Genomic DNA, 20,911 nt, shown 5'->3' with positions numbered 1-20,911 from the left:
TTATAGTCTGTTACTTATTTTAACATTACTTAACACCACTTTAACATTATGTCGAAAAAAACTTTAGTCATTGGAGCCTCGTTAAAACCAAATCGCTATTCCAATATTGCAATCAATAGGTTAGTGAGTTACAATCACGAGGTTGTTGCCTTTGGCTTGCGCGAAGGCGAAGTAGCAGGAGTTACTATAGAAACAGAGTTAAAGCCTTACGACGCTATAGATACTGTAACTTTATACTTAAATCCTCAACGTCAAAAAGAGTATTACAACTACATTATTTCGTTAAGTCCAAAGCGTGTACTATTTAATCCAGGAACTGAAAATCCTGAGTTTTACAAACTTTTAAGAGACCATAATATTGCTTTTGAAGAGGCTTGTACATTGGTACTATTGTCAATAAACCAATATTGATAAGTTTTAAATGCTTAGAGTTTAGAAGAACTTAGTTGTTTTTCTTAATTAATAGCAACCCTAAAAAGGTTAATAAGCCATTTAATATTAATATAAAGAAGCCAAATTCAAAACCAAACCACTTTAAACTATTTATACTTATAATGTAAGAAAGTATAGGCGAAAGTATTGCGATTACTGGGATAAATCTGTCTTTTACTTGCCATTTAGTAAATAATCCAAAGGCATACAATCCTAAAAGAGGACCATAAGTGTAGCCAGCAAAAACAAAGAGTTTAGCAATTACACTAGCGTCTTTAATAATGTATTTAAAAGCAATAATCACTAAAATTAAAACAAGGGAAATTAATATATGAATGCGTTTTCTAATACGCACTTGTTTTTCTGGACTGTGCTTTTTTTCAATATCTAATATGTCTATACTTAACGATGTGGTTAATGAAGTTAAAGCCGAATCTGCACTACTGTAAGCAGCAGCTATTAAACCTAGTAGGAAAAACACGAACACACCAATGCCTAAATGATTTTTGGCTAAAATTGGGAACAAATCATCTTTATGAGCATCTATTCCGTTTTGTTGTGCGTAAACTGTTAATAATAAGCCTAAACTTAAAAATATAAAGTTAACAACAGTTAATACAATAGTAAACCAAAACATGTTTTTTTGTGCATCTTTTAAGGTTTTACAGGTAAGGTTTTTTTGCATCATATCTTGGTCTAATCCTGTCATAACAATAGCAATAAAAGCACCAGAAATAAACTGTTTCCAGAAGTAATTTCCAGATTTAAAATCATCAAAAAAGAAAGTTTTACTTAAGTCACTATCTAGCACAAAGCTTAGAATATTATTACCACTTAAACCTAATTCATCACTAACAAAATATATAGCTACACCAACTGCAATAAGCATAAATAAGGTTTGCAATGTATCTGTCCACACAATAGTTTTTATCCCAGATTTAAACGTATATAGCCAAATTAAGAGCACAGTAATGGTAACGGTTTGCCAAAATGAAACACCAAGATCATCAAACAAAATAATTTGTAACACGTTTGCTACTAAAAACAGTCTAAAACTTGCACCAATGACTCTAGATATTAAAAAGAAAGACGCTCCAGTTTTATACGCATAATTGCCAAAACGTTCGTCTAAATAGGTGTAAATAGAGGTCAGGTTTAATTTATAATATAAAGGCAGTAAAACTGTACCAATCACTAAATAACCTACAATGTAGCCTAAAACCACTTGCATATAACTAAACTGAGACGCTTCAATCCAACCAGGAACCGAAATAAAAGTAACACCAGAGAGCGACGCTCCAATCATACCAAAAGCAACCACGTACCAAGGCGATTGTTTGTTTCCTTTAAAAAAGGCATCATTCCCAGATTTTTTTCCTGTGAAATAAGAAATTAAAATAAGCACACCAAAATAGGCAGCAATTAGTAAAATTATTTGTGTAGCAGACATAGACTTTATTTAATACAGGCAAAATACAAATTACTTTAAAAGATTCTCAAACAAGTTGAGAATAAATATTAAATTCGCACTTATGGAATTTTCTTCAAAACTTCTCGAAAATGCAGTGAGCGAAATGTCGCAATTACCAGGTATTGGTAAACGTACAGCATTACGTTTAGTATTGCATTTACTTCGCCAGCCAGAAGAGCAAACCACTGGATTAGCACAGGCACTATCTAAAATGCGACAAGAGATAAAATTCTGTAAATCGTGCCATAATATTAGTGATGTAGAGTTGTGCGAAATTTGCGCAAATCCGCATCGTAAAAAAGATATTATTTGTGTGGTCGAAGATGTTCGCGATGTTATGGCAATAGAAAACACAGCATCACATAAAGGGTTATACCACGTATTAGGAGGCAAAATTTCGCCAATGGATGGCATTGGACCACACGATTTAAACATAAACAGCTTAGTAAATAAAGTAAAAGAAGGCGAAATAAAAGAACTTATTTTCGCACTAAGCTCCACAATGGAAGGCGATACCACCAATTTTTATATTTTTAAACAAATCCAAGATTGCGAAGTGCATACCTCTACAATTGCCAGAGGAATTTCGGTTGGAGATGAGTTGGAATATGCCGACGAAATTACACTTGGACGCAGTATTGTAAACCGAATTCCTTTCGAATCGTCATTAAAACACTAACAGATTTGCAACTTTCTGTCATTATATTAAACTACAATGTGCAACACTTTTTACAATTGTGTTTGCAGAGTGTAGAAGCAGCAATAAAAAACTTGGATGCCGAAATTATTGTAGTCGATAACAACTCTCACGATGCGAGTTGTGAGATGGTAAAACAACTGTTCCCAAAAGTAAAGTTAATTGAGAATACAGAAAATTTAGGATTCTCTAAAGGCAATAATATAGGAGTACAACACGCAAAAGGCGAGTATTTGTGCATATTAAATCCAGACACAGTAGTTACCGAAAACACCTTTTTAGAGCTATTAACTTTTGCCAATTTGCAAAAAAACTTAGGGATTGTTGGTTGCAGGTTAATAGATGGTCAAGGCCATTATTTACCAGAAAGTAAGCGCAATGTGCCAGTGGTAAAAGTGGCTTTCCAAAAAATGATTGGCAATGGTAAAAACTATTATGCCAACCATTTAACCGAAAATGAAATTGGTAAAGCCTCTATTTTTGTTGGTGCTTTTATGCTTATAAAACGTAATATTTATAACAAGGTTAACGGTTTTGACGAGGAGTATTTTATGTATGGCGAAGACATCGATTTGTCCTATAAAATCCTAAAAGCAGGCTACGATAATTACTATTTTGGTACCACAACTATTATTCATTATAAAGGCGAAAGCACCTTAAAAGATAAAACTTATGCTAAACGTTTTTATGGTGCCATGCAAATTTTTTATAAAAAGCATTTTAAAAGCAATTTGTTTTTTGATGCTATGGTTTGGTTCGGAATCCAGACTGCCAAATGGGTTAATAATAACGCTTCCGCAGAAGAAATCCAGAAACAAAACTTTTATTTAATTTCTAATACAAGCTATGCTGCTTTAGAACAAAAATTAGCTGTAGAGCATTTAGTTTCAACTGAAATACCTCAGGATATTTCGAATACAGAACTTATTCTGGATGCTAATTACTTAGACTTTAATACCATTATTAAAATAATAAACACTTCAGCAAAAAATAAAGGATTAACATTTAAAATTCTACCAAAAAATTCTAATTTTATCATTGGAAGCAATCACTCTAAAAGTAGAGGAGAAGTGATTCATTTTTAATAGACTATGTTGATTTAAAATTTTGATAAATTTTGAACAAATCCATTCAAATTTTATTAATTTTGCAAACGAAAAACCAAAAACAGGCTTTACATTATAGATATGGCAAGATTTGAACTTAAGTTACCAAAAATGGGAGAAAGCGTTGCGGAAGCAACCATAACATCATGGCTTAAAGAAGTTGGTGATACCATTGAGGCAGATGAAGCAGTATTAGAAATTGCTACAGACAAAGTAGATAGCGAAGTACCAAGTGAAGTAGATGGAGTGTTAGTAGAAAAGCTATTTAATGTGGACGATGTAGTACAGGTTGGTCAAACTATAGCTGTTATAGAGGTTGAAGGCGAAGGTAATACTACAGCAGAAGCGCCTAAGCAAGACACAAAAGCAGAAGCTCCTGTTGCTGCGCAAGCTGTTGCACAAACTGTTGTTGCAGCACAAGAAGCGACTACACCAATTACAAGTAATGGTGAGCGTTTTTATTCGCCATTAGTGAAAAATATGGCTAAAGCCGAAGGTATTGCACAGCAAGAATTAGACGCTATTCCTGGAACAGGAAAAGAAGGTAGAGTGACTAAAAACGATATGTTGGCCTACTTAAAAAATAGAGGCTCGCAACCTACACAAACTACAACAGCAACACCACCAAAACAAACACAACACGCAGAAGCACCAAAAGCTAAAACCACTGCACCAATTGTAGCTAGCGAAGGTGACGAGATTATAGAAATGACCAGAATGGGCAAATTAATTGCGCATCACATGGTAGAGTCTGTACAAACTAGTGCACACGTACAAAGTTTTATTGAGGCAGATGTAACTAAAATCTGGAATTGGCGTAAAAAAGTAAAAGACGGGTTTATGAAACGCGAAGGCGAAAACCTAACCTTTACTCCAATTTTTATGGAAGCTGTTGCTAAAGCATTACGAGATTTCCCAATGATGAATATCTCTGTACAAGGCGATACCATTATTAAAAAGAAAAACGTAAACCTTGGTATGGCAGCTGCTCTTGGTAATGGCGATTTAATTGTGCCAGTGATTAAAAACGCAGACCAACTTAACTTAGTTGGTATGACGAAGGCAGTTAACGATTTAGCAACCAGAGCAAGAGATAATAAATTAAAACCAGACGATATACAAGGCGGAACATATACAGTGACCAATGTTGGTACATTTGGTAGTATAATGGGAACGCCAATTATTAACCAACCACAAGTAGGTATTTTAGCCTTAGGCGCTATACGTAAAGTGCCAGCAGTAATAGAAACTCCAGATGGCGATTTTATTGGCATACGTTATAAAATGTTCTTGTCGCACTCTTACGATCATAGAGTAGTAAACGGAGCACTTGGAGGACAGTTTGTAAAAGCTGTAAAAGACTATTTAGAAGGTTGGGACAGTAATAGAGAGCTATAACAAACTACTGTAAAAGCAGAGTTTTTATTAGAGAATAAAACAAAAAACACAATCTTCGGATTGTGTTTTTTGTTTATTAATTGTTGAAGAGTTTGTTTACTGTGTTCTTATTATAAAAGGTTAAAAAAGCCAAACTAGTCCTAAATACCTAATAGGTTAGAAACCTATCTAATCTTTATTTACTAACCCTCAATATTTTATCCATTTTACGACCTTTTGCCAATTCGTCCACCAATTTATCTAAATATCTGGTGTGTTGTGTTGTTTGATTTTGGATGTCTTCTACACGATAGCCACAAATTACTCCAGTAATGAGTTTTGCGTTAGGATGTAAAGTTGCATCTTTAAAAAAGGTTTCGAAAGTAGTATCGCTATTAATAAGTGCTTTTAATTGTTCACTATTATAGCCAGTTAGCCATGTAATAACTTGGTGTAACTCTTCTATAGTTCTTCCTTTTTTCTCAACTTTAGTGACGTAATGTGGATAAACAGATGCAAATTTCATGTTTGCAATACGCTCATCGTGATGACTTGTGTCGCTCATTTTTAATTATTCTATAGCGTTAAGTATAGCTTTAGCTATTTTTAGTTGTCCTTCCTCTTGGGTTAATAAAGCTCTATCCTTTTTATTTGAAAGAAAACCTAGTTCTACCATAGCAATGGGATGGTTTACGTGTTTTAAAAGATAGAAATCTGCTTTTTTAATTGAAGAATTTTGAAACTGAAACGCTGTTTTAAGTTTTAATGCAAGTGCGTTAGACGCCTCCTTTTCTTTAGTATTATTGCTAATATAAATTTCAGTGCCTTTTACAGCTTCATCTATATATTTATTGGCGTGAATTGAGATAACAAATTCAGGTTTTATGTTATTTATCATTTTAGCACGATTACGTAAAGTCATAAACTCATCAGAATCTCTAGTTAAAATAATTTCAAGGTTAGCATTAGCATTTAAGTCTTTAATTTTATTAGCAATAGATAAAGCAACTGCTTTCTCGTTTATATTGTTAACAGTTACGCCATTATCTTGTCCACCATGACTTACATCTATTATAATTGTTCTTTTTTCGGCACTTGTAAATGCAAGCGATAGTGTTAAAAAGGCTAAAGCGATAGTTATAAATATAGTTTTCATAATAGTTGGTTTAAAAATAGTAACGCGATTTAGTGATCTATTATTGTGAATTTAATCATTCAATCCAACACGTAAAGCATTTACAAAATCGTCTAACGTTTCAATAGTATTAAAAATCTGATTTTCTACTTTTAAAATAGGAATACGATTAAAGTCGCTATTAGGTTTAATGGCTTTAAACTCTTTAATAAGTTTATTATAGTTGGTAGTGTCTTTATCTACATTATACTCATTAAAAGGAATGTTGTTTTTGTTTAAAATGGCTTTTGCATTTGGACAAATAACACAATCATCCTTAGTAAATAAAGTAACTTTTTTTTGTTTTAGTTGGTCGTCTATTTTAAAATCTAGCTGTTCCTTGTCTTTTTGTACATCTAATGCATAGGCAACTTCGTTTACAATAAACACAGAGTTATACGTTTCTGGTTTGTCTTTAAGCTGTATTAGCGTAATGAGTTTTAATCTTGTGTTTGGTGCAATGGTACGTATAATAGGTCTGTTACTGCTACGTCTGTAATTATCTGTATCTACTTTTAAAAATACATCGTAGGCAATTTCTCCTGTATTATTAGCGTATAAATCTAAGCGTTTTCCTTTTTTTATTTCTTCAAGCTTTACAAATTTATGTTCGTTTTGAGCATAAATAGAAGACGTTACAATTAGTAAAAAGCAAAATAATAATTTGGTAAGTTTCATTAATTAGTAGTTATAAAAAGTAAAAATAAGATATTACAATTATATTTGCATAAACCATACCATAATTTAAAAATTAGACATGCAATTACAACTCACAAAGCCTATTTGCTTTTTCGATTTAGAAACCACAGGAATTAATATTACATCAGACCGAGTTGTAGAGATTTCTATATTAAAAGTGTTTCCTAATGGTACAGAAGAAAGTAAAACGTGGTTGGTAAATCCAGAACGTCCTATACCTGCAGAAACTTCTGCAATACATGGTATTACAGACGAGAAAGTGGCTAATGAACCAACGTTTAAAGAGTTGGCAAAAGATATTTATAATATGATTAAAGATTCCGATTTAGGAGGCTTTAATTCTAACCGTTTTGATATTCCTTTATTAGCTGAAGAAATGCTACGTGCAGACATTGATTTTGATATGAAAGGGAGAGTAGCCATAGATGTACAAACTATTTTTCATAAAATGGAACAACGTACATTAAGTGCAGCTTATAAGTTTTATTGTAATGAAAGTTTAGAAAATGCACACTCTGCAGAAGCAGATACTAAAGCCACATACGAAGTCTTAAAAGCACAATTAGCGCGTTACGACGAGTTGGAAAATGATACTAAGTTTTTAGCCGAATTCAGTTCTCGTAAAAAGTTTGCCGATTTTGCTGGTTTTATAATTTATAATAAAGAAGGTGAAGAGTGTTTTTCTTTTGGGAAACACAAAGGAAAGCGTGTGGTAGATGTTATGGATAAAGAACCAGGTTATTTTGGTTGGTTGCTAAATGCAGATTTTCCGTTATATACTAAAAAAGTCCTAACTGCTATTAAGTTGAGAGCGTTTAATAATAAGTTATAATTTAGGCATTAGGCATTAGGCATTAGGCATTTGGTATTAAAAAAATTGATTATCGTGTAATCGGAACAATAAAAAAATCGAACAATCGAACATGAAACTAATATGTATAGGTCGTAATTACACAGACCACATAAAAGAATTAGAAAACGAAAAGCCTACAGATCCTGTAGTATTTATTAAGTCTGATAATGCAATTCTTTTAAAAAAACAACCTTTTTTTATTCCAGATTTTTCAGACGATGTCCATTACGAAGTAGAAGTAATTGTAAAAATTAATAAATTAGGAAAACATATAGATCGTAAATTCTCACATAAATATTATAGCGATATTAGTGTAGGTATAGACTTTACAGCTAGAGACTTACAAAAACAATTAAAAGAAAAAGGCTTACCTTGGGAAAAAGCAAAATCGTTTGATGGCTCTGCAGTAGTTGGCAAGTGGTTGCAAAAAAGTGAGTTTACAGATGTAAACGCCATTAATTTCTCGCTTAAAAAAAACGAAACCGTTGTACAGCAAGGCAATACAAGTATGATGCTTTGGAAAATTGACGAAATCATAGAATATGTGTCAAAATATTTTACTTTAAAGATTGGAGATATTATCTTTACAGGAACTCCAGCAGGAGTTGGCAAGGTACTTGCTAACGATAAGCTAACAGGTTTTATAGAAAACAAAGAATTATTTTCTATAAACGTTAAATAACACTATGGAAAAACATTACAAACTAAACCGATTACGAGAATTAGCAGATAACGACCAAGAGTTTATTCTGGCATTAGTTCAAACATTTATTGAAGAAGTTCCTGGTGATGCCAAAGTGCTAAAAATAGCTGTAGAAAATAAAAACTACCAATTAACTTACCAGACTGCTCATAAAATGAAACCTACTGTAGATATGTTTGAATTAGGTGTTTTAGACGATTTAATTACAGTGCAAGATTGGGGAAAATACGAGCAGATAGATAAAGATGTTACAGATAAATTAAACAACGTTTTAGAGGCTGTGGAACTCGCAGCAGATGAGATCACTTCAGATTTTGAATTGTAATGCAAGCAGAAATAATTACCATTGGAGATGAAATTCTTATTGGTCAAATTATAGACACCAATTCTGCCTTTATAGGCAAAGCACTTAATAATATTGGTGTTTCAGTTTATCAAATTACATCTATTCAAGATGAAAAAGAACACCTTTTAAAAGCCTTTAAAGCAGCAGAAGCTAATGCAGATATTATAATAATAACAGGAGGTTTAGGGCCAACTAAAGACGATATTACTAAACACACACTCGCAGAATATTTTAACGACACGCTAGTTGTAAACACTTCTGTTTTAGAGCATGTCGAAGCGCTTTTTAAAACGTATATTTCTACACCAATTTCAGATTTAAACAGGCAACAAGCCTTAGTGCCAACTAAGGCTCAAGTATTAACTAATAAATACGGAACAGCTCCAGGACTATGGATAGAAAAAAACGAGAAAGTATTTGTCTCGCTTCCAGGAGTGCCTTACGAAATGAAAAGTTTAATTACAGATGAGGTGCTTCCTAAGCTTGTAAAAAAATACAAACGACCATATATATTACACAAAACAATACTCACGTATGGTTTAGGCGAAAGCGCAATTGCGCAACGTATTGAGCAATGGGAAGATAATTTACCACACTTTATAAAACTTGCCTATTTACCAAGTTTAGGTAAAGTGCGTTTGCGTTTGTCTGCTAAAGGGTTTGACGAAGAAAGAATTAATATTGAAGTTAAAGCACAAATAGAAGCAGTATTACCTGCTCTAAAAGATATTTTTGTTGGCTTTGAAGATGAGCAAACCGCTTTAGAACATATTATTGCGCAATTATTAACCGAAAAAAAACTTACCTTATCTGTTGCCGAAAGTTGCACAGGAGGTAAACTAGCTGAAACTTTTACTGCAAACGCAGGCGCATCAGCATTTTTTAATGGTGGATTAGTCACTTATGCCACACAATCTAAAATTGATGTTTTAGGTGTAAGTAAGGCTTTAATTGAAAATCATTCTGTGGTTAGTAAAGAAGTTGCAGAAGCAATGGCTATAGCGTCTAAACGGTTATATGATTCAGATTTTGCAGTAGCCACAACTGGGAATGCAGGACCAGAGAAAGGCGATAGTGATGTAGAGGTTGGTACAGTAGTAATTGCAATAGCTACGAATACAGGAGTTTATTCCGAAATGTTTAACTTCGGAAACCATAGAACTAAGGTAATTAATAAGGCTGTAAATAAAGCTTTAGAAATGCTTCAAAAAGAAATTTTAAAAAATTAATAATTTACGTGTTGTAAATAGTAATTTATTAGTATATTTGCACCTCGATTTTTAATAACAAATTAAAGTTATATAGTAATGTCAAGAGTTTGTGAACTTACAGGAAAGAAGGCAATGGTTGGAAACAACGTGTCTCACGCAATGAATAAAACAAAGCGTAGATTTGATGCTAATTTAATCAAAAAACGTTTTTATATTCCTGAAGAGGATAAGTGGGTAACTTTAAAAGTGTCTACATCAGCATTAAAAACAATCAATAAAATTGGTATTGCTGCTGCTTTAAAAAGAGCAAGAGCAAACGGATTTATTAAATAATAGCGCCTAAGCATAAAAATAGTTTACAATGGCAAAGAGAGGTAACAGAGTACAAGTAATATTAGAGTGTACAGAGCACAAAGAGTCTGGTAAACCAGGAACATCTCGTTATATTACAACTAAGAATAAAAAGAACACACCAGATAGAATGGAGATTAAGAAATTTAATCCAATCTTGAAGAAAATGACTGTTCATAAAGAAATTAAATAATAATTTTCTTTTTAAGAAAATAAAAAACATAGCGACATGGCAAAGAAATCCGTAGCAACGTTACAAACAGGATCTAAAAGATTATCAAAAGCAATAAAAATGGTAAGATCTCCAAAAACAGGATCTTACATGTTTGTTGAATCTATTATGTCTCCAGAATTAGTTGATGATTTTTTGAAAAAAAATTAATCAATTTTATACAACATATTTAAAAGCTGCTTTTTATCAAAAAGCAGCTTTTTTTATTTCTTAGCTTCATTTTAGTACTTAGTTTCTATAATTCAATAAATTTTATTTTCTTTATAGCTTAACATAATGACAAAGTAGCAGTAATTTTAAATTAGGCTTAACAATTGCTATTGCAAAACAGCGTAATAACTCGCAAATAATAAAACAATTACAACGAATGAGTTTTTTTAAAAAAATATTTTCTTCAGATAAAAAAGAAACTTTAGATAAAGGCTTAGAGAAAACAAGCACCAGTTTTTTAGGCAAATTAAGCAAAGCAGTAGCAGGAAAATCTAAAGTCGATGATGAGGTATTAGATAATCTTGAAGAAGTACTAGTCTCTAGTGATGTAGGTGTAAACACTACACTTAAAGTTATTGAGCGTATTGAAGCACGTGTTGCAAAAGATAAATATTTAGGAACCGACGAGCTTAATAAAATTCTTAGAGAAGAAATCGCTGGTTTACTCTCCGAAACCAATTCTGGCGAAGATACAGACTACGTAATTCCGGAATTACCAAAACAAGCAGATGGTACAAAAACACCTTATGTATTAATGGTTGTTGGTGTTAATGGAGTTGGTAAAACAACAACTATTGGAAAATTAGCTTATCAATTTAAAAAACAAGGATTAAAAGTTGTTTTAGGTGCTGCAGATACCTTTAGAGCTGCAGCAATTGAGCAATTACAAGTTTGGGCAGATCGTGTAGATGTGCCAATGGTAAGGCAAGAGATGGGAAGTGATCCTGCTTCTGTAGCTTTTGACGCTCTGCAATCTGGTGTGAATCAAAATGCAGATGTTATTATTATTGATACTGCAGGACGTTTGCATAATAAGGTTAATTTAATGAATGAGTTAACAAAAGTAAAACGTGTAATGCAAAAAGTGGTTGGAGATGCTCCACACGATGTATTATTGGTTTTAGATGGCTCAACAGGTCAAAATGCATTTGAGCAAGCTAAGCAGTTTACTGCAGCTACTGAAGTGACTTCTCTGGCAGTTACCAAATTAGATGGTACAGCAAAAGGTGGTGTTGTTATTGGTATTAGCGACCAGTTTCAAATACCTGTAAAATATATTGGTGTTGGCGAAGGTATTGAAGACTTGCAAGTGTTTAATAAATTTGAGTTTGTAGATAGCTTTTTTAAATAAAATAAAAGGATATAAGATAAAGCTTCAAGATTTTCTTGAAGCTTTTTTAGTTAATAAGGTTGTATCTTTGCAATCCAAAAATGAGGTATGAGAACAAAGTCGCTTAAAAAAAATAAAATCAACGTTATCACTTTAGGGTGTAGTAAAAACGTTTACGATAGTGAAGTCTTAATGGGACAATTAAAAGCTAACGGAAAAGAAGTAGTACACGAGCAAGAAGGTAATGTTGTAGTGATTAATACTTGTGGTTTTATAAACAATGCAAAGGAGGAAAGCGTGAACACTATTTTAGAGTACATGCAGAAAAAGGAAGATGGCGAAGTTGATAAAGTATTTGTTACTGGTTGTTTAAGCGAACGTTACAAGCCAGACTTACAAAAGGAGATACCTAATGTAGATCAGTATTTTGGAACCACAGAGTTACCAGGTTTATTAAAAGCTTTAGGTGCAGATTATAAACACGAACTTATTGGAGAACGCTTAACTACAACGCCTAAAAATTATGCGTATTTAAAAATTGCAGAGGGTTGCGACAGACCTTGTAGCTTTTGTGCCATTCCTTTAATGCGAGGAAAACATAAAAGTACACCTATTGAAGATTTGGTAACCGAAGCTGAAAAATTAGCAGCAAATGGCGTTAAAGAGTTAATTTTAATTGCACAAGATTTAACCTATTATGGTTTAGATTTATATAAAAAGAGAAACCTTGCCGAACTCCTCGAAAATTTAGTAAAAGTAGAAGGGATTGAGTGGATTAGATTGCATTATGCATTCCCAACAGGTTTTCCAATGGATGTGTTGGATATAATGAACAAGGAGCCTAAAATTTGTAATTATTTAGATATTCCTTTACAGCATATCTCTGATAAGATTTTAAAAAGTATGCGTCGTGGTACAACACAAGAAAAAACGACTAAATTATTAAAAGAATTTAGGAAAGCTGTACCAAATATGACCATTCGTACCACGCTTATTGTTGGTTATCCTGGTGAAACTGAAGAAGATTTTCAAACTTTAAAGCAATGGGTTACAGACATGCGTTTTGAGCGTTTAGGCTGTTTTACCTATTCGCACGAAGAAAACACACACGCTTATAATTTAGAAGATGATGTGCCACAAGAAGTAAAGCAAGACAGAGCTAACCAAATTATGGAAATCCAGTCTCAAATTTCTTGGGAGTTAAACCAAGCAAAAATAGGAGAGACCTTTAATGTAGTTATTGATCGTAAAGAAGGAAATTATTTTGTTGGTCGTACAGAATTTGATAGTCCAGATGTGGATAACGAAGTTTTAATTGATGCGACCAAAAGCTACCTAAAAACAGGAGAATATTACAACATTAAAATCACAGAAGCTGAGGATTTTGATTTGTATGGTGAGTTGGTGGAATAATTTTGAAAAGTTCGTTTGACGTTTGTGTATATGGTTTGTTGCGTGTTTGAGCAACTTATTTAATAAACAAAAACGAATCAGTGGAAATTCCGAAGGGATTTCCAAATAGGCGAGTACCTAGCAATTAATTATACATGTTGTTGGCAGCTGTTTTCTCTCCATATTCAAAGCTGTTTTTTCTTCTAGATATATGTATGATTGAGGTGCGCAAAAATTATCAAAAATATCTGAAGGGTCAATTCCGTTTTTAAATTTCTGAACTCCATTAATTTTAATCGAAAACCCTGTTTCAGAGTTTTGATAATAATTGAAGAAATCATTTTTTTCAATACCTCCAACTTTATTGAATTCTTGCCAAAGCTTTTTTGGATTATTCTCAACTATCTCTTTAATCGTAAAAAAACCAATTATTTTCTTTTCAGGTGATGAAGAGTAAACAAAAATTTTGTCAACTGGTCTTTTGAAAATTTTCTTTCGAAATTCCACTTTTTTAGTTCCTGACATAATTGCCTGTGCATAAACAGGTTTAATTGATAATATAACGCTTGTCAAAGTATCCTTCATTGTTTAGTTTGATATAATCGGTTTCTTTTAATTCTGTTATCGTTTGTAGTTTATTCCTAAAACTATCAATTTTTTTAATTTTTTGTAAGCTAATATTTTTTTTCAAATATGCTATTAATCTAAATGTAATAACGTGTAATTCTCCTTTTTCTTCTAACCATTTTTGTAATTCTGATTCTGTAAAGACAGTTTTTTTTCTTACAATATTCCATAATTTTTCAAAATCATTGACAATTTCAATACTTTCTAAAACACCAAATGGTTCAATTACTTGATTGACTTTAGATGAATAGAAAAACAGTAAATCTCCTTTTTTTGGTTTTTGATTTTTAGAATTTGAAATGTATGCTTTTACAATTGTATTACCTTGAATCTCATTAATACTATCAGGTGCTTTATCAAATAGGGTTGGCGGTCTTAACTTACCATCTTTAAATAAACTACCATAGAAATCTGGACGAATCGGGATTACATATTTTTTTACGGTTGAATTGTTTAAGTAAAATGGGTGAGCAGAAATATCATTTTCTATTATTTTAATTTTAGCTTTATCTAAACATTTTATCAATCGAATCTCTATTAACCCTTGGCTGTTCTTAAATTCATTACGATAAAATCCAAATGTTTCAAGTAGCTTTATTAAATGAATTTGTTTCTCATATACTGTGAGATACAAATATTTAATTTTACGGTTTATACATAATTCAAACATTTTATTTAAAAATAGTTCTCCCAATTTTATTCCAAAAGCAGTATCATCTACTTTTAAGGTGCATATTTTTAATGCTTCATCAAAAATGTTAGGTAATTGATGATCTTCTACATTTTCTAAATTGTAAATTAAAATCGCTTGAAGATTATCTTCAATTATAAGCGTGTAACATTTTCGGTTTTTTTTGGCACATTTTTGCAACCATTCGTTGAATTCAATGATTCCATAGTCTTTTCGTAAACTATCGAAAAATGTACTATTGAATTTTGATTCAATTTCTCTTATGCTATGTTCACGAAGTATTGGATGTGATGGTATTTTAAAAGTAAATTGTTCTTCAAGCATTTTTAATGCTTCATCAATAGTCAGAACTTTATCGTTTAAGTTAGTTTTTAATGCGTTTTTATGGATTCCTTTATCTTGCGTAACGAAGAAGTCAACGAATCCTTTTTCTAGTTGGAAAAGCTGTTTATTATCAATCTCATCATTGATTTTACTATTCTTAAGGTTAGAAGTAAATTCTAATGTTGGTTTTGCATAATCTTGTAAAGGTTGATATTTGTTGAGTTTAGATAAAATTATTTTTTTTCTGTCATTATTTTTATCTCTACTAACATCATTTGGTATAGCTTTAGGATGATAAAGAATTTCAAAATCGTTGGTGTTTGCAATTCTGTAGAATTTAGCGAAAGTTTCCGTAATTACTCGATTGTCTTCGAGTTCAATCAGAATGTTCGTGTCTATTAATATTCTCAATTTTTAAGTCGATTTTTGATAAGAATTATAGACCTTTTGGGTTAATAATGTTTATCGTTGTTTTATTTTCCATATGAGTATACGTTTTCGCAATCAATGCATAAGTTTTCAATCATATCCTCAATATCGAATTCATCACCACATTTTTGACAAGTATCTTTAGATTTTGGAACTGTATATTCTATTTTTTCAATACCAAAGTCTATAGGTTTTCGTAAAGTTCCTATCAAATTGTGTTAGTTTTTTTAATGGTATGTTAGAATCTTTAAATTTTCTAAGAATTATTCCAGAAGGATGTCCGTATTTATTTTCATAACCAGACATTATAATTCCACTCTCTATTTGCCATTCATTAATTGGACGACATAAATTTTTATGACTTCCGTGATGTGGTATGTGGAAATGAACTGAATTATTTATAAAATCAGAAAAATGTTCTACATAATCTTTTATCCTGTTTTCATCACTTAGAAGAATATCTCCATTCATTGCAGATATTGGATAGTCGTGTCTATGGAAAAAAGGATGGTTATTAGTTGGTGTAGAAATCATTGACATTGTAGTTAAATTAATGTCTTTTTTACTTAAAGCTTTGTACGCAGCAATTAATTCAGTTTTGTTCTTTTCGTAATCAGTTATACTCAATGTTTCACGTATAATCTTTTTCTGTTCATCAGTTCTGTTATCATTTTTAAAAACTCTTTTATCTATATAAAATCTAAGAATCCAAATTATTCGATTATCGAATTTTAAAACAGGAATATTAGAGTTTTGAGAAATTCTATTAGGGATTTTTACAAGATCATCGATTTGATTTTCTTCTCCTTCTGAGTCAACCACAATAATGTTAGGATTGTCTGAATTATTTGAACCTCGAAAGTACGAAGTTGGGTTCAATAACAATTCTGAAACTGTATTTCCTGTTCCAAGATAGAATGCTATGTCTAACGCGTCTATTTTTGGAATTATAACATTTTTAATTATACAATTCTTTTTTAATTCATCAATACCATTTATGTGGTCTGCGTGAAAATGGCTAATAATTAAAAAATCAATTGTGTTAAGTCCAGATTGTTGAATTTCTTTTTCTAGTCGGTTTTTGTTTGGTGATTTTCCATTTTCAGAGCCGCAATCATAAACTATCGTTTTTACTTCATTATCGAAATAAATTTTTTCTGAATAAAAACAACCCTGTCCAATAGAGTAGAAAGTTTTTTTTATGTTAATCATTCTCATTTTTGGTTATATGTTGCCTAATGTGCTCTTAATATCAAACATCTCAACATTTAATATCATACGTTAAACGAAGCTACCGATTTTCAAATTTAGAAACAAACCAAATTATAAAGCAAAATTTGACTAAAAACCACTACTTATTTTCCAACTGTTTCTTAATTTTTTTAATCGCACTTTCAATGGATTTTTCGGGTTCTATAATGTTGTATTGTCCCCAAAATTCTGGATCAGAGAATCCAGAAACTTCATCGTTTAAAATTACAGTTGGTCTCAAAAAAGACTTAGAGGTGTTGTTTTTGGAGGTAGCAATTTTCCAGTCTGTAATTGCCATTTCACTTTGCAAAGTGTATTTACTATTAAACAATTTGTTTTTCCAGTTTACTTTAAAGGTTAATAGAATATTGCTATAACTATAATGCCATTTTCCATCCTTAACTGTGTAATCTACTCTATAAGCAGCTTCTGTTGGATATACTTTTGCTTTTTTAGGTTTTTTGCGTATAAAAATTTTGCTTGCTAAATATTTATAATCTACATTTAGCTTGTATTCTGCTCGTATTAGGGCTTTGGTGTTTTTATCTATATATAGTTTTCCGTAATACAGAGGATAGGCTATTTCTTCTTTTTGTTTAAAACTAACCACATAAACTGCATTGTTATTTATTTCTGTTGGACTATCAAATTTAAAAGTGTAGTACTCAAAATCATTGTCAAAAATATAACTTGGGTATTTAATTAAATCGGTGTATAAGGCACTAAATGGTCCGCCTTGCAATTTAAAAGCTAAGGTGTCTAATCGTTTATAATTTGTGTTTTTTCTTGCTTTAATAAGTTTTATGTTGTCTTTTTTGTTTTTAGTGTAAGGCTGTTTGTAAACAGTTAAAACAGCTTCAGATAAAGAAGCGTTTCTGCGACGTTTTTTTATAGTTTCTCTATAAAAAGCAGTCATTTCTGTAAGGTCGTTTAAATAATTTTCAGCTTTCAGTTTTAACGTTTTTCTCACTAATAACTCTGCGTCTTTAAATGTATTTACATCTACAGCCTCTAAAGCAGTATAGGCTGTTTCTAGTTTTATAGTTAAGTTTTTGTTGTTTGTATTGCTTAGGTTTAAACGCTTAGTTTTGTAACCAAGATGGCTAATTACAAGAGGATTTGTAAGTTCATCTTTAGTAAGTTTAATTAAAAAATCGCCTTCGGCATTAGTCACTGTGCTAACGTTGGTGTTTTCTATTCTAAGGTTAACAAGCGATAGTTTTTTATTTGTATTATTATCAACCACTGTTCCTGTAAATTCAAAAAACTCAGTATTAGTTTGAGCATAACTTGTTGTGGTAATTGTTAACAGAACATAGAAAAATAATACGAGAGGACTAAAGTGAGTTTTCATGAAAATAAAATTTACTTCAAGTTAATGAAAAACGAAAAAAAAGCACTGCTGTTTTATGTTAATTTTAAGAGAGACATTATAGTAAAGAGCATTATATTTACAACACATTTTAGTTTGTTATGCCAAAAGAATATATAAAATTTAGTAAAACGGGTTATTTTTCTAATCTTATTTGTGATTATTTAGCTGAAGCTGAAACGCTAAAACCATTATACAATCGTTTTCCTAAAATCGAAAATTTTAAATCGCAAATTGAAGAGAAAAGCAAGAATTTTGAGGTAAAGACAAGAACCGTTTTAGTAAATGTGTTAAAACAATACTATAAAAATACCAATACTTCTGAAGCTACACAAAATAATATTGAAGCCTTAGAGTCACCAAAAACATTTACAGTAACTACAGGTCACCAACTTAATTTGTTTACAGGACCTTTGTATTTTTTGTACAAAATAATTTCTACTATAAACTTAACTAAGTGTTTAAAAGACCACTATCCTGAATATAATTTTGTGCCAATTTATTGGATGGCAACCGAAGATCATGATTTTGAAGAAATCAATTACTTTAATTTTAAAGGCAAAAAAATACAATGGAACCGAAACGCTTCAGGAGCTGTTGGCGAATTAAATACCGAAGGTTTAGAGGCTGTGTTCAATATTTTTTCTAAAGAATTAGGCATTGGTAAAAACGCAGATGCGCTTAGAGAATTATTCAGAAAGGCTTATTTAGAGCATGCAAATTTAGCAGAAGCTACTAAATATTTAGCAAACGAGTTGTTTAAAGATTATGGTTTGATTATAGTTGATGCTAATAATAGTGATTTAAAACACTTATTTATTCCGCAAATAAAACGTGAGTTAGCCGATCAAATTTCGGAGCAAACCGTTTTAGATACAAATAAAAAAATTGAAGCCTTAGATTTTGGAATACAAGTAAACCCAAGAGCTATAAATCTCTTTTATCTAACCAAAGGTTTGCGTGAGCGTATTATTTTAGAAAACGAAACGTATAAAGTGCTCAACACAACGTTAAGTTGGAGCAAGAGCGAAATACTAAAAGAAGTCAATGACTTCCCAGAACGGTTTTCGCCAAATGTAATTTTAAGGCCATTATATCAAGAAGTGATTTTACCAAATCTCTGTTATATTGGAGGAGGCGGAGAATTAGCGTATTGGTTTCAATTAAAATCTAATTTCGAGGCTAATAATGTAGTGTTCCCAATGCTATTACTGCGAAATTCGGTATTAATAAAAACGAAACAGCAAGCAAAAAAGCTTAATAAACTCACTATTTCTAATACCGATATTTTTTTAAAACGCGAATCCTTCATCAATAAAAAAGTGAGGCAAATATCTAATATAAATATTGACTTTTCTGCACAACTCAACCATTTAAAAACACAATTTAAAGACTTATATACTCTTGCCGAAAAAACCGATGCTTCTTTTATTGGCGCAGTTGCAGCACAAGAAAAAAAGCAAATTAACGGCTTGCAACATTTAGAAAAACGCTTGTTAACAGCGCAAAAACGAAAATTAAAAGACCAAGTGGAGCGCATGACGCAGCTTCAAAATGAGCTCTTCCCTAATGGTAGTTTACAAGAGCGTAATACTAATTTTAGCGAGTTGTATTTGGAGTTTGGAGAAGACTTAATTCCAAATTTAATACAGGAATTAGAACCGTTAAAAGGCGAATTTACTATTATTACTATGTAAAATAAAAGCAAACCTTTCGATTTGCTTTTTAATATAGAATATAGAGTTCTTACTTATTGCTTAATGAATTTTAACGTTTTGTAGCTGTCTAGTTTTAAAAAATAGATTCCATTTTCTAAATGTGATATTGAAATTTTTGACTGTTTTAAGAGCTCATTAGAAATTACTTTTTCGCCTAAAACATTATAAATAGTATAATTTTTATCGCTATTATTATTTGAAATAGTTATATAATCTGAACTTGGATTAGGGTAAATACTAATTTCAGTTTCGGAAACTAAATTAGGCAATGAAAGGGTTTCAATAGTTGTTTTTATAATTTTTCCAGTATCAGCAATGTACAATTCATTATTAATATTTGTAAAGCCAGTGGCTGAGCTATTGTTTAAGACTTCTTGAGGTTGTGGATTAGTTTGCGTAACATCTATTTTATAAACTTTTCGTTCTGTGAGTTCTCCATAATACAAACTACTATCTATGAGAGTTAAAGCAAAAGCATTTTCTAAGGTTATAATAGGTTGTGGTATAACAGGAAGAGGTGCGTTAATATCTATTTTATATATAATATGACTGTCGTCATCTAGTAGATATAAGTTGTTTTCGTCCGAGGTTAAATCTATAGGAAATTGTAATCCCATGTTAACAACATCTATGAGTGTTGGGTTAGATGCTGTAACGTCGATTTTTGAAATTTTGTGAGCACCACCAATAGCTATGTAGAGCTCATTACCTTTAAATTCTAACGCTGTAGGCAATGAAATGCCAGTAACTACATCTTCGATTACAGGATTACTTTGTGTGACATCAATTTTTGAAACCTTATTTCCAAAAAATTGAGTAAAGTATAAGTCATTACCTTTAATGGCCATGCCAAATGGACCATTTAAACCAGAAATAATTTCTGTTGCTACAGTTGGTAAAGTATTATTTACATTAATTTTAGAAATTGTTCCGTCACTACGATTTGCTATGTAAATAATATTATCTGATGCAAGTATTCGTTTTGTTCCGTTTAATCCTAAAGCAACATTGGTTTGAGCATTTAAGTCCAGCAGTGCTAAACATAAAAGTATTGTAATTGAAATTGTTTTCATAATGTTTTAGTTTTGTGGTTTATATAATAAAAGGAAGTACATTAATAAAATGCACTTCCTT

The 20,911-nt window shown here is 31.4% G+C and carries 23 protein-coding genes; 14 read left to right on the top strand and 9 right to left on the bottom strand.

From position 1 onward, the window contains the following. Positions 1-48: 48 nt before the first annotated feature. Entirely contained in the window at positions 49-411 is a 363-nt protein-coding gene (locus tag ACVC5O_RS04540; RefSeq protein WP_452220281.1) for a CoA-binding protein, read from the top strand. A 31-nt stretch (positions 412-442) separates the two neighbouring features. Here the strand turns inward: ACVC5O_RS04540 and ACVC5O_RS04535 are convergent, their stop codons facing one another. Beyond that, on the bottom strand, positions 443-1,882 hold the full coding sequence (locus ACVC5O_RS04535; protein WP_452220280.1) for a sodium:solute symporter: 1,440 nt from the start codon (positions 1,880-1,882) through the stop codon (positions 443-445). Positions 1,883-1,964: 82 nt separating this feature from the next. Between ACVC5O_RS04535 and recR the strand changes: the two genes are divergently transcribed. The 3 genes from recR to ACVC5O_RS04520 all read left to right on the top strand — a co-directional run bounded on the left by recR (position 1,965) and on the right by ACVC5O_RS04520 (position 5,104). Beyond that, on the top strand, positions 1,965-2,582 hold the full coding sequence (recR, locus tag ACVC5O_RS04530) for a recombination mediator RecR (RefSeq protein WP_452220279.1): 618 nt from the start codon (positions 1,965-1,967) through the stop codon (positions 2,580-2,582). Between the two features lie 5 nt (positions 2,583-2,587). Next, positions 2,588-3,685, top strand: coding sequence for a glycosyltransferase family 2 protein (locus tag ACVC5O_RS04525; RefSeq protein ID WP_452220278.1), 1,098 nt, complete (start codon positions 2,588-2,590; stop codon positions 3,683-3,685). 102 nt (positions 3,686-3,787) lie between these two features. Continuing rightward, on the top strand, positions 3,788-5,104 hold the full coding sequence (locus tag ACVC5O_RS04520) for a dihydrolipoamide acetyltransferase family protein (protein WP_452220277.1): 1,317 nt from the start codon (positions 3,788-3,790) through the stop codon (positions 5,102-5,104). Positions 5,105-5,279: 175 nt separating this feature from the next. Here the strand turns inward: ACVC5O_RS04520 and ACVC5O_RS04515 are convergent, their stop codons facing one another. Genes ACVC5O_RS04515 through ACVC5O_RS04505 form a run of 3 tightly spaced genes read right to left on the bottom strand, consistent with a single transcriptional unit; the run spans position 5,280 to position 6,935 of the window. Next, positions 5,280-5,648 (bottom strand): DUF2200 domain-containing protein, encoded by a 369-nt coding sequence (locus tag ACVC5O_RS04515; protein WP_452220276.1) that lies wholly within the window; start codon positions 5,646-5,648, stop codon positions 5,280-5,282. 6 nt (positions 5,649-5,654) lie between these two features. Then, positions 5,655-6,239, bottom strand: a complete 585-nt coding sequence (locus ACVC5O_RS04510; protein ID WP_452220275.1) for an N-acetylmuramoyl-L-alanine amidase family protein — start codon at positions 6,237-6,239, stop codon at positions 5,655-5,657. Between the two features lie 51 nt (positions 6,240-6,290). Continuing rightward, positions 6,291-6,935 (bottom strand): glutaredoxin family protein, encoded by a 645-nt coding sequence (locus ACVC5O_RS04505; protein WP_452220274.1) that lies wholly within the window; start codon positions 6,933-6,935, stop codon positions 6,291-6,293. A gap of 79 nt (positions 6,936-7,014) precedes the next feature. Between ACVC5O_RS04505 and ACVC5O_RS04500 the strand changes: the two genes are divergently transcribed. The 9 genes from ACVC5O_RS04500 (at position 7,015) to rimO (ending at position 13,386) form a co-directional block, all read left to right on the top strand. Then, positions 7,015-7,788, top strand: a complete 774-nt coding sequence (locus tag ACVC5O_RS04500; protein WP_452220273.1) for an exonuclease domain-containing protein — start codon at positions 7,015-7,017, stop codon at positions 7,786-7,788. A 91-nt stretch (positions 7,789-7,879) separates the two neighbouring features. Continuing rightward, positions 7,880-8,491: a fumarylacetoacetate hydrolase family protein gene (locus ACVC5O_RS04495; RefSeq protein WP_452220272.1), complete on the top strand. Its 612-nt coding sequence runs from the start codon at positions 7,880-7,882 to the stop codon at positions 8,489-8,491. 4 nt (positions 8,492-8,495) lie between these two features. Next, the gene (locus ACVC5O_RS04490; RefSeq protein ID WP_452220271.1) at positions 8,496-8,837 is read left to right on the top strand and encodes an Hpt domain-containing protein; all 342 of its coding nucleotides are present in this window, start codon (positions 8,496-8,498) and stop codon (positions 8,835-8,837) included. Continuing rightward, the gene (locus ACVC5O_RS04485) at positions 8,837-10,087 is read left to right on the top strand and encodes a competence/damage-inducible protein A (RefSeq protein WP_452220270.1); all 1,251 of its coding nucleotides are present in this window, start codon (positions 8,837-8,839) and stop codon (positions 10,085-10,087) included. Before ACVC5O_RS04490 ends, ACVC5O_RS04485 begins: the two co-directional genes overlap by 1 nt. Before the next feature lie 78 nt (positions 10,088-10,165). Further along, the gene (gene rpmB, locus ACVC5O_RS04480) at positions 10,166-10,402 is read left to right on the top strand and encodes a 50S ribosomal protein L28 (RefSeq protein ID WP_452220269.1); all 237 of its coding nucleotides are present in this window, start codon (positions 10,166-10,168) and stop codon (positions 10,400-10,402) included. Positions 10,403-10,430: 28 nt separating this feature from the next. After that, entirely contained in the window at positions 10,431-10,613 is a 183-nt protein-coding gene (gene rpmG, locus ACVC5O_RS04475) for a 50S ribosomal protein L33 (RefSeq protein ID WP_044399393.1), read from the top strand. 36 nt (positions 10,614-10,649) lie between these two features. Then, positions 10,650-10,802, top strand: a complete 153-nt coding sequence (locus ACVC5O_RS04470; RefSeq protein ID WP_452220268.1) for a DUF4295 domain-containing protein — start codon at positions 10,650-10,652, stop codon at positions 10,800-10,802. Positions 10,803-11,019: 217 nt separating this feature from the next. Beyond that, on the top strand, positions 11,020-11,994 hold the full coding sequence (gene ftsY / locus ACVC5O_RS04465; protein ID WP_452220267.1) for a signal recognition particle-docking protein FtsY: 975 nt from the start codon (positions 11,020-11,022) through the stop codon (positions 11,992-11,994). Between the two features lie 87 nt (positions 11,995-12,081). Next, entirely contained in the window at positions 12,082-13,386 is a 1,305-nt protein-coding gene (gene rimO, locus ACVC5O_RS04460; RefSeq protein WP_452220266.1) for a 30S ribosomal protein S12 methylthiotransferase RimO, read from the top strand. A gap of 117 nt (positions 13,387-13,503) precedes the next feature. Here rimO and ACVC5O_RS04455 read toward each other — a convergent pair whose 3' ends face one another. From ACVC5O_RS04455 to ACVC5O_RS04440, 4 genes are all read right to left on the bottom strand, one after another. Continuing rightward, complete coding sequence (locus ACVC5O_RS04455; RefSeq protein WP_452220265.1) at positions 13,504-13,950, bottom strand: ASCH domain-containing protein; 447 nt, start codon at positions 13,948-13,950, stop codon at positions 13,504-13,506. Further along, entirely contained in the window at positions 13,913-15,418 is a 1,506-nt protein-coding gene (locus ACVC5O_RS04450) for a hypothetical protein (protein ID WP_452220264.1), read from the bottom strand. Before ACVC5O_RS04450 ends, ACVC5O_RS04455 begins: the two co-directional genes overlap by 38 nt. A gap of 189 nt (positions 15,419-15,607) precedes the next feature. Further along, a complete protein-coding gene (locus tag ACVC5O_RS04445; protein ID WP_452220263.1) occupies positions 15,608-16,648 on the bottom strand; it encodes an MBL fold metallo-hydrolase in 1,041 nt (346 codons plus the stop codon). Between the two features lie 139 nt (positions 16,649-16,787). After that, positions 16,788-18,041, bottom strand: coding sequence for a carboxypeptidase-like regulatory domain-containing protein (locus ACVC5O_RS04440; protein ID WP_452220262.1), 1,254 nt, complete (start codon positions 18,039-18,041; stop codon positions 16,788-16,790). Positions 18,042-18,160: 119 nt separating this feature from the next. On the opposite strand from ACVC5O_RS04440, the gene bshC reads away from it, so the two are divergent. Further along, entirely contained in the window at positions 18,161-19,756 is a 1,596-nt protein-coding gene (bshC, locus tag ACVC5O_RS04435) for a bacillithiol biosynthesis cysteine-adding enzyme BshC (protein ID WP_452220261.1), read from the top strand. 53 nt (positions 19,757-19,809) lie between these two features. Here bshC and ACVC5O_RS04430 read toward each other — a convergent pair whose 3' ends face one another. Continuing rightward, positions 19,810-20,850 (bottom strand): T9SS type A sorting domain-containing protein, encoded by a 1,041-nt coding sequence (locus ACVC5O_RS04430; RefSeq protein ID WP_452220260.1) that lies wholly within the window; start codon positions 20,848-20,850, stop codon positions 19,810-19,812. Between the last annotated feature and the right edge of the window lie 61 nt (positions 20,851-20,911).

The sequence above is a fragment of the Lacinutrix salivirga genome (genome assembly GCF_053604675.1).
The sequence above is the reverse complement of the archived record's forward strand: the minus strand, read 5'-3'. Positions and strand labels throughout refer to the sequence as shown.

Coding starts and splice junctions, on each gene's coding strand:
- ACVC5O_RS04540 (WP_452220281.1), top strand. CDS start 49: ATGTCGAAAAAAACTTTAGTCATTGGAGCCTCGTTAAAACCAAATCGC.
- ACVC5O_RS04535 (WP_452220280.1), bottom strand. CDS start 1,882: ATGTCTGCTACACAAATAATTTTACTAATTGCTGCCTATTTTGGTGTG.
- recR (WP_452220279.1), top strand. CDS start 1,965: ATGGAATTTTCTTCAAAACTTCTCGAAAATGCAGTGAGCGAAATGTCG.
- ACVC5O_RS04520 (WP_452220277.1), top strand. CDS start 3,788: ATGGCAAGATTTGAACTTAAGTTACCAAAAATGGGAGAAAGCGTTGCG.
- ACVC5O_RS04515 (WP_452220276.1), bottom strand. CDS start 5,648: ATGAGCGACACAAGTCATCACGATGAGCGTATTGCAAACATGAAATTT.
- ACVC5O_RS04510 (WP_452220275.1), bottom strand. CDS start 6,239: ATGAAAACTATATTTATAACTATCGCTTTAGCCTTTTTAACACTATCG.
- ACVC5O_RS04505 (WP_452220274.1), bottom strand. CDS start 6,935: ATGAAACTTACCAAATTATTATTTTGCTTTTTACTAATTGTAACGTCT.
- ACVC5O_RS04500 (WP_452220273.1), top strand. CDS start 7,015: ATGCAATTACAACTCACAAAGCCTATTTGCTTTTTCGATTTAGAAACC.
- ACVC5O_RS04495 (WP_452220272.1), top strand. CDS start 7,880: ATGAAACTAATATGTATAGGTCGTAATTACACAGACCACATAAAAGAA.
- ACVC5O_RS04490 (WP_452220271.1), top strand. CDS start 8,496: ATGGAAAAACATTACAAACTAAACCGATTACGAGAATTAGCAGATAAC.
- ACVC5O_RS04485 (WP_452220270.1), top strand. CDS start 8,837: ATGCAAGCAGAAATAATTACCATTGGAGATGAAATTCTTATTGGTCAA.
- rpmB (WP_452220269.1), top strand. CDS start 10,166: ATGTCAAGAGTTTGTGAACTTACAGGAAAGAAGGCAATGGTTGGAAAC.
- rpmG (WP_044399393.1), top strand. CDS start 10,431: ATGGCAAAGAGAGGTAACAGAGTACAAGTAATATTAGAGTGTACAGAG.
- ACVC5O_RS04470 (WP_452220268.1), top strand. CDS start 10,650: ATGGCAAAGAAATCCGTAGCAACGTTACAAACAGGATCTAAAAGATTA.
- ftsY (WP_452220267.1), top strand. CDS start 11,020: ATGAGTTTTTTTAAAAAAATATTTTCTTCAGATAAAAAAGAAACTTTA.
- rimO (WP_452220266.1), top strand. CDS start 12,082: ATGAGAACAAAGTCGCTTAAAAAAAATAAAATCAACGTTATCACTTTA.
- ACVC5O_RS04455 (WP_452220265.1), bottom strand. CDS start 13,950: ATGAAGGATACTTTGACAAGCGTTATATTATCAATTAAACCTGTTTAT.
- ACVC5O_RS04445 (WP_452220263.1), bottom strand. CDS start 16,648: ATGATTAACATAAAAAAAACTTTCTACTCTATTGGACAGGGTTGTTTT.
- ACVC5O_RS04440 (WP_452220262.1), bottom strand. CDS start 18,041: ATGAAAACTCACTTTAGTCCTCTCGTATTATTTTTCTATGTTCTGTTA.
- bshC (WP_452220261.1), top strand. CDS start 18,161: ATGCCAAAAGAATATATAAAATTTAGTAAAACGGGTTATTTTTCTAAT.
- ACVC5O_RS04430 (WP_452220260.1), bottom strand. CDS start 20,850: ATGAAAACAATTTCAATTACAATACTTTTATGTTTAGCACTGCTGGAC.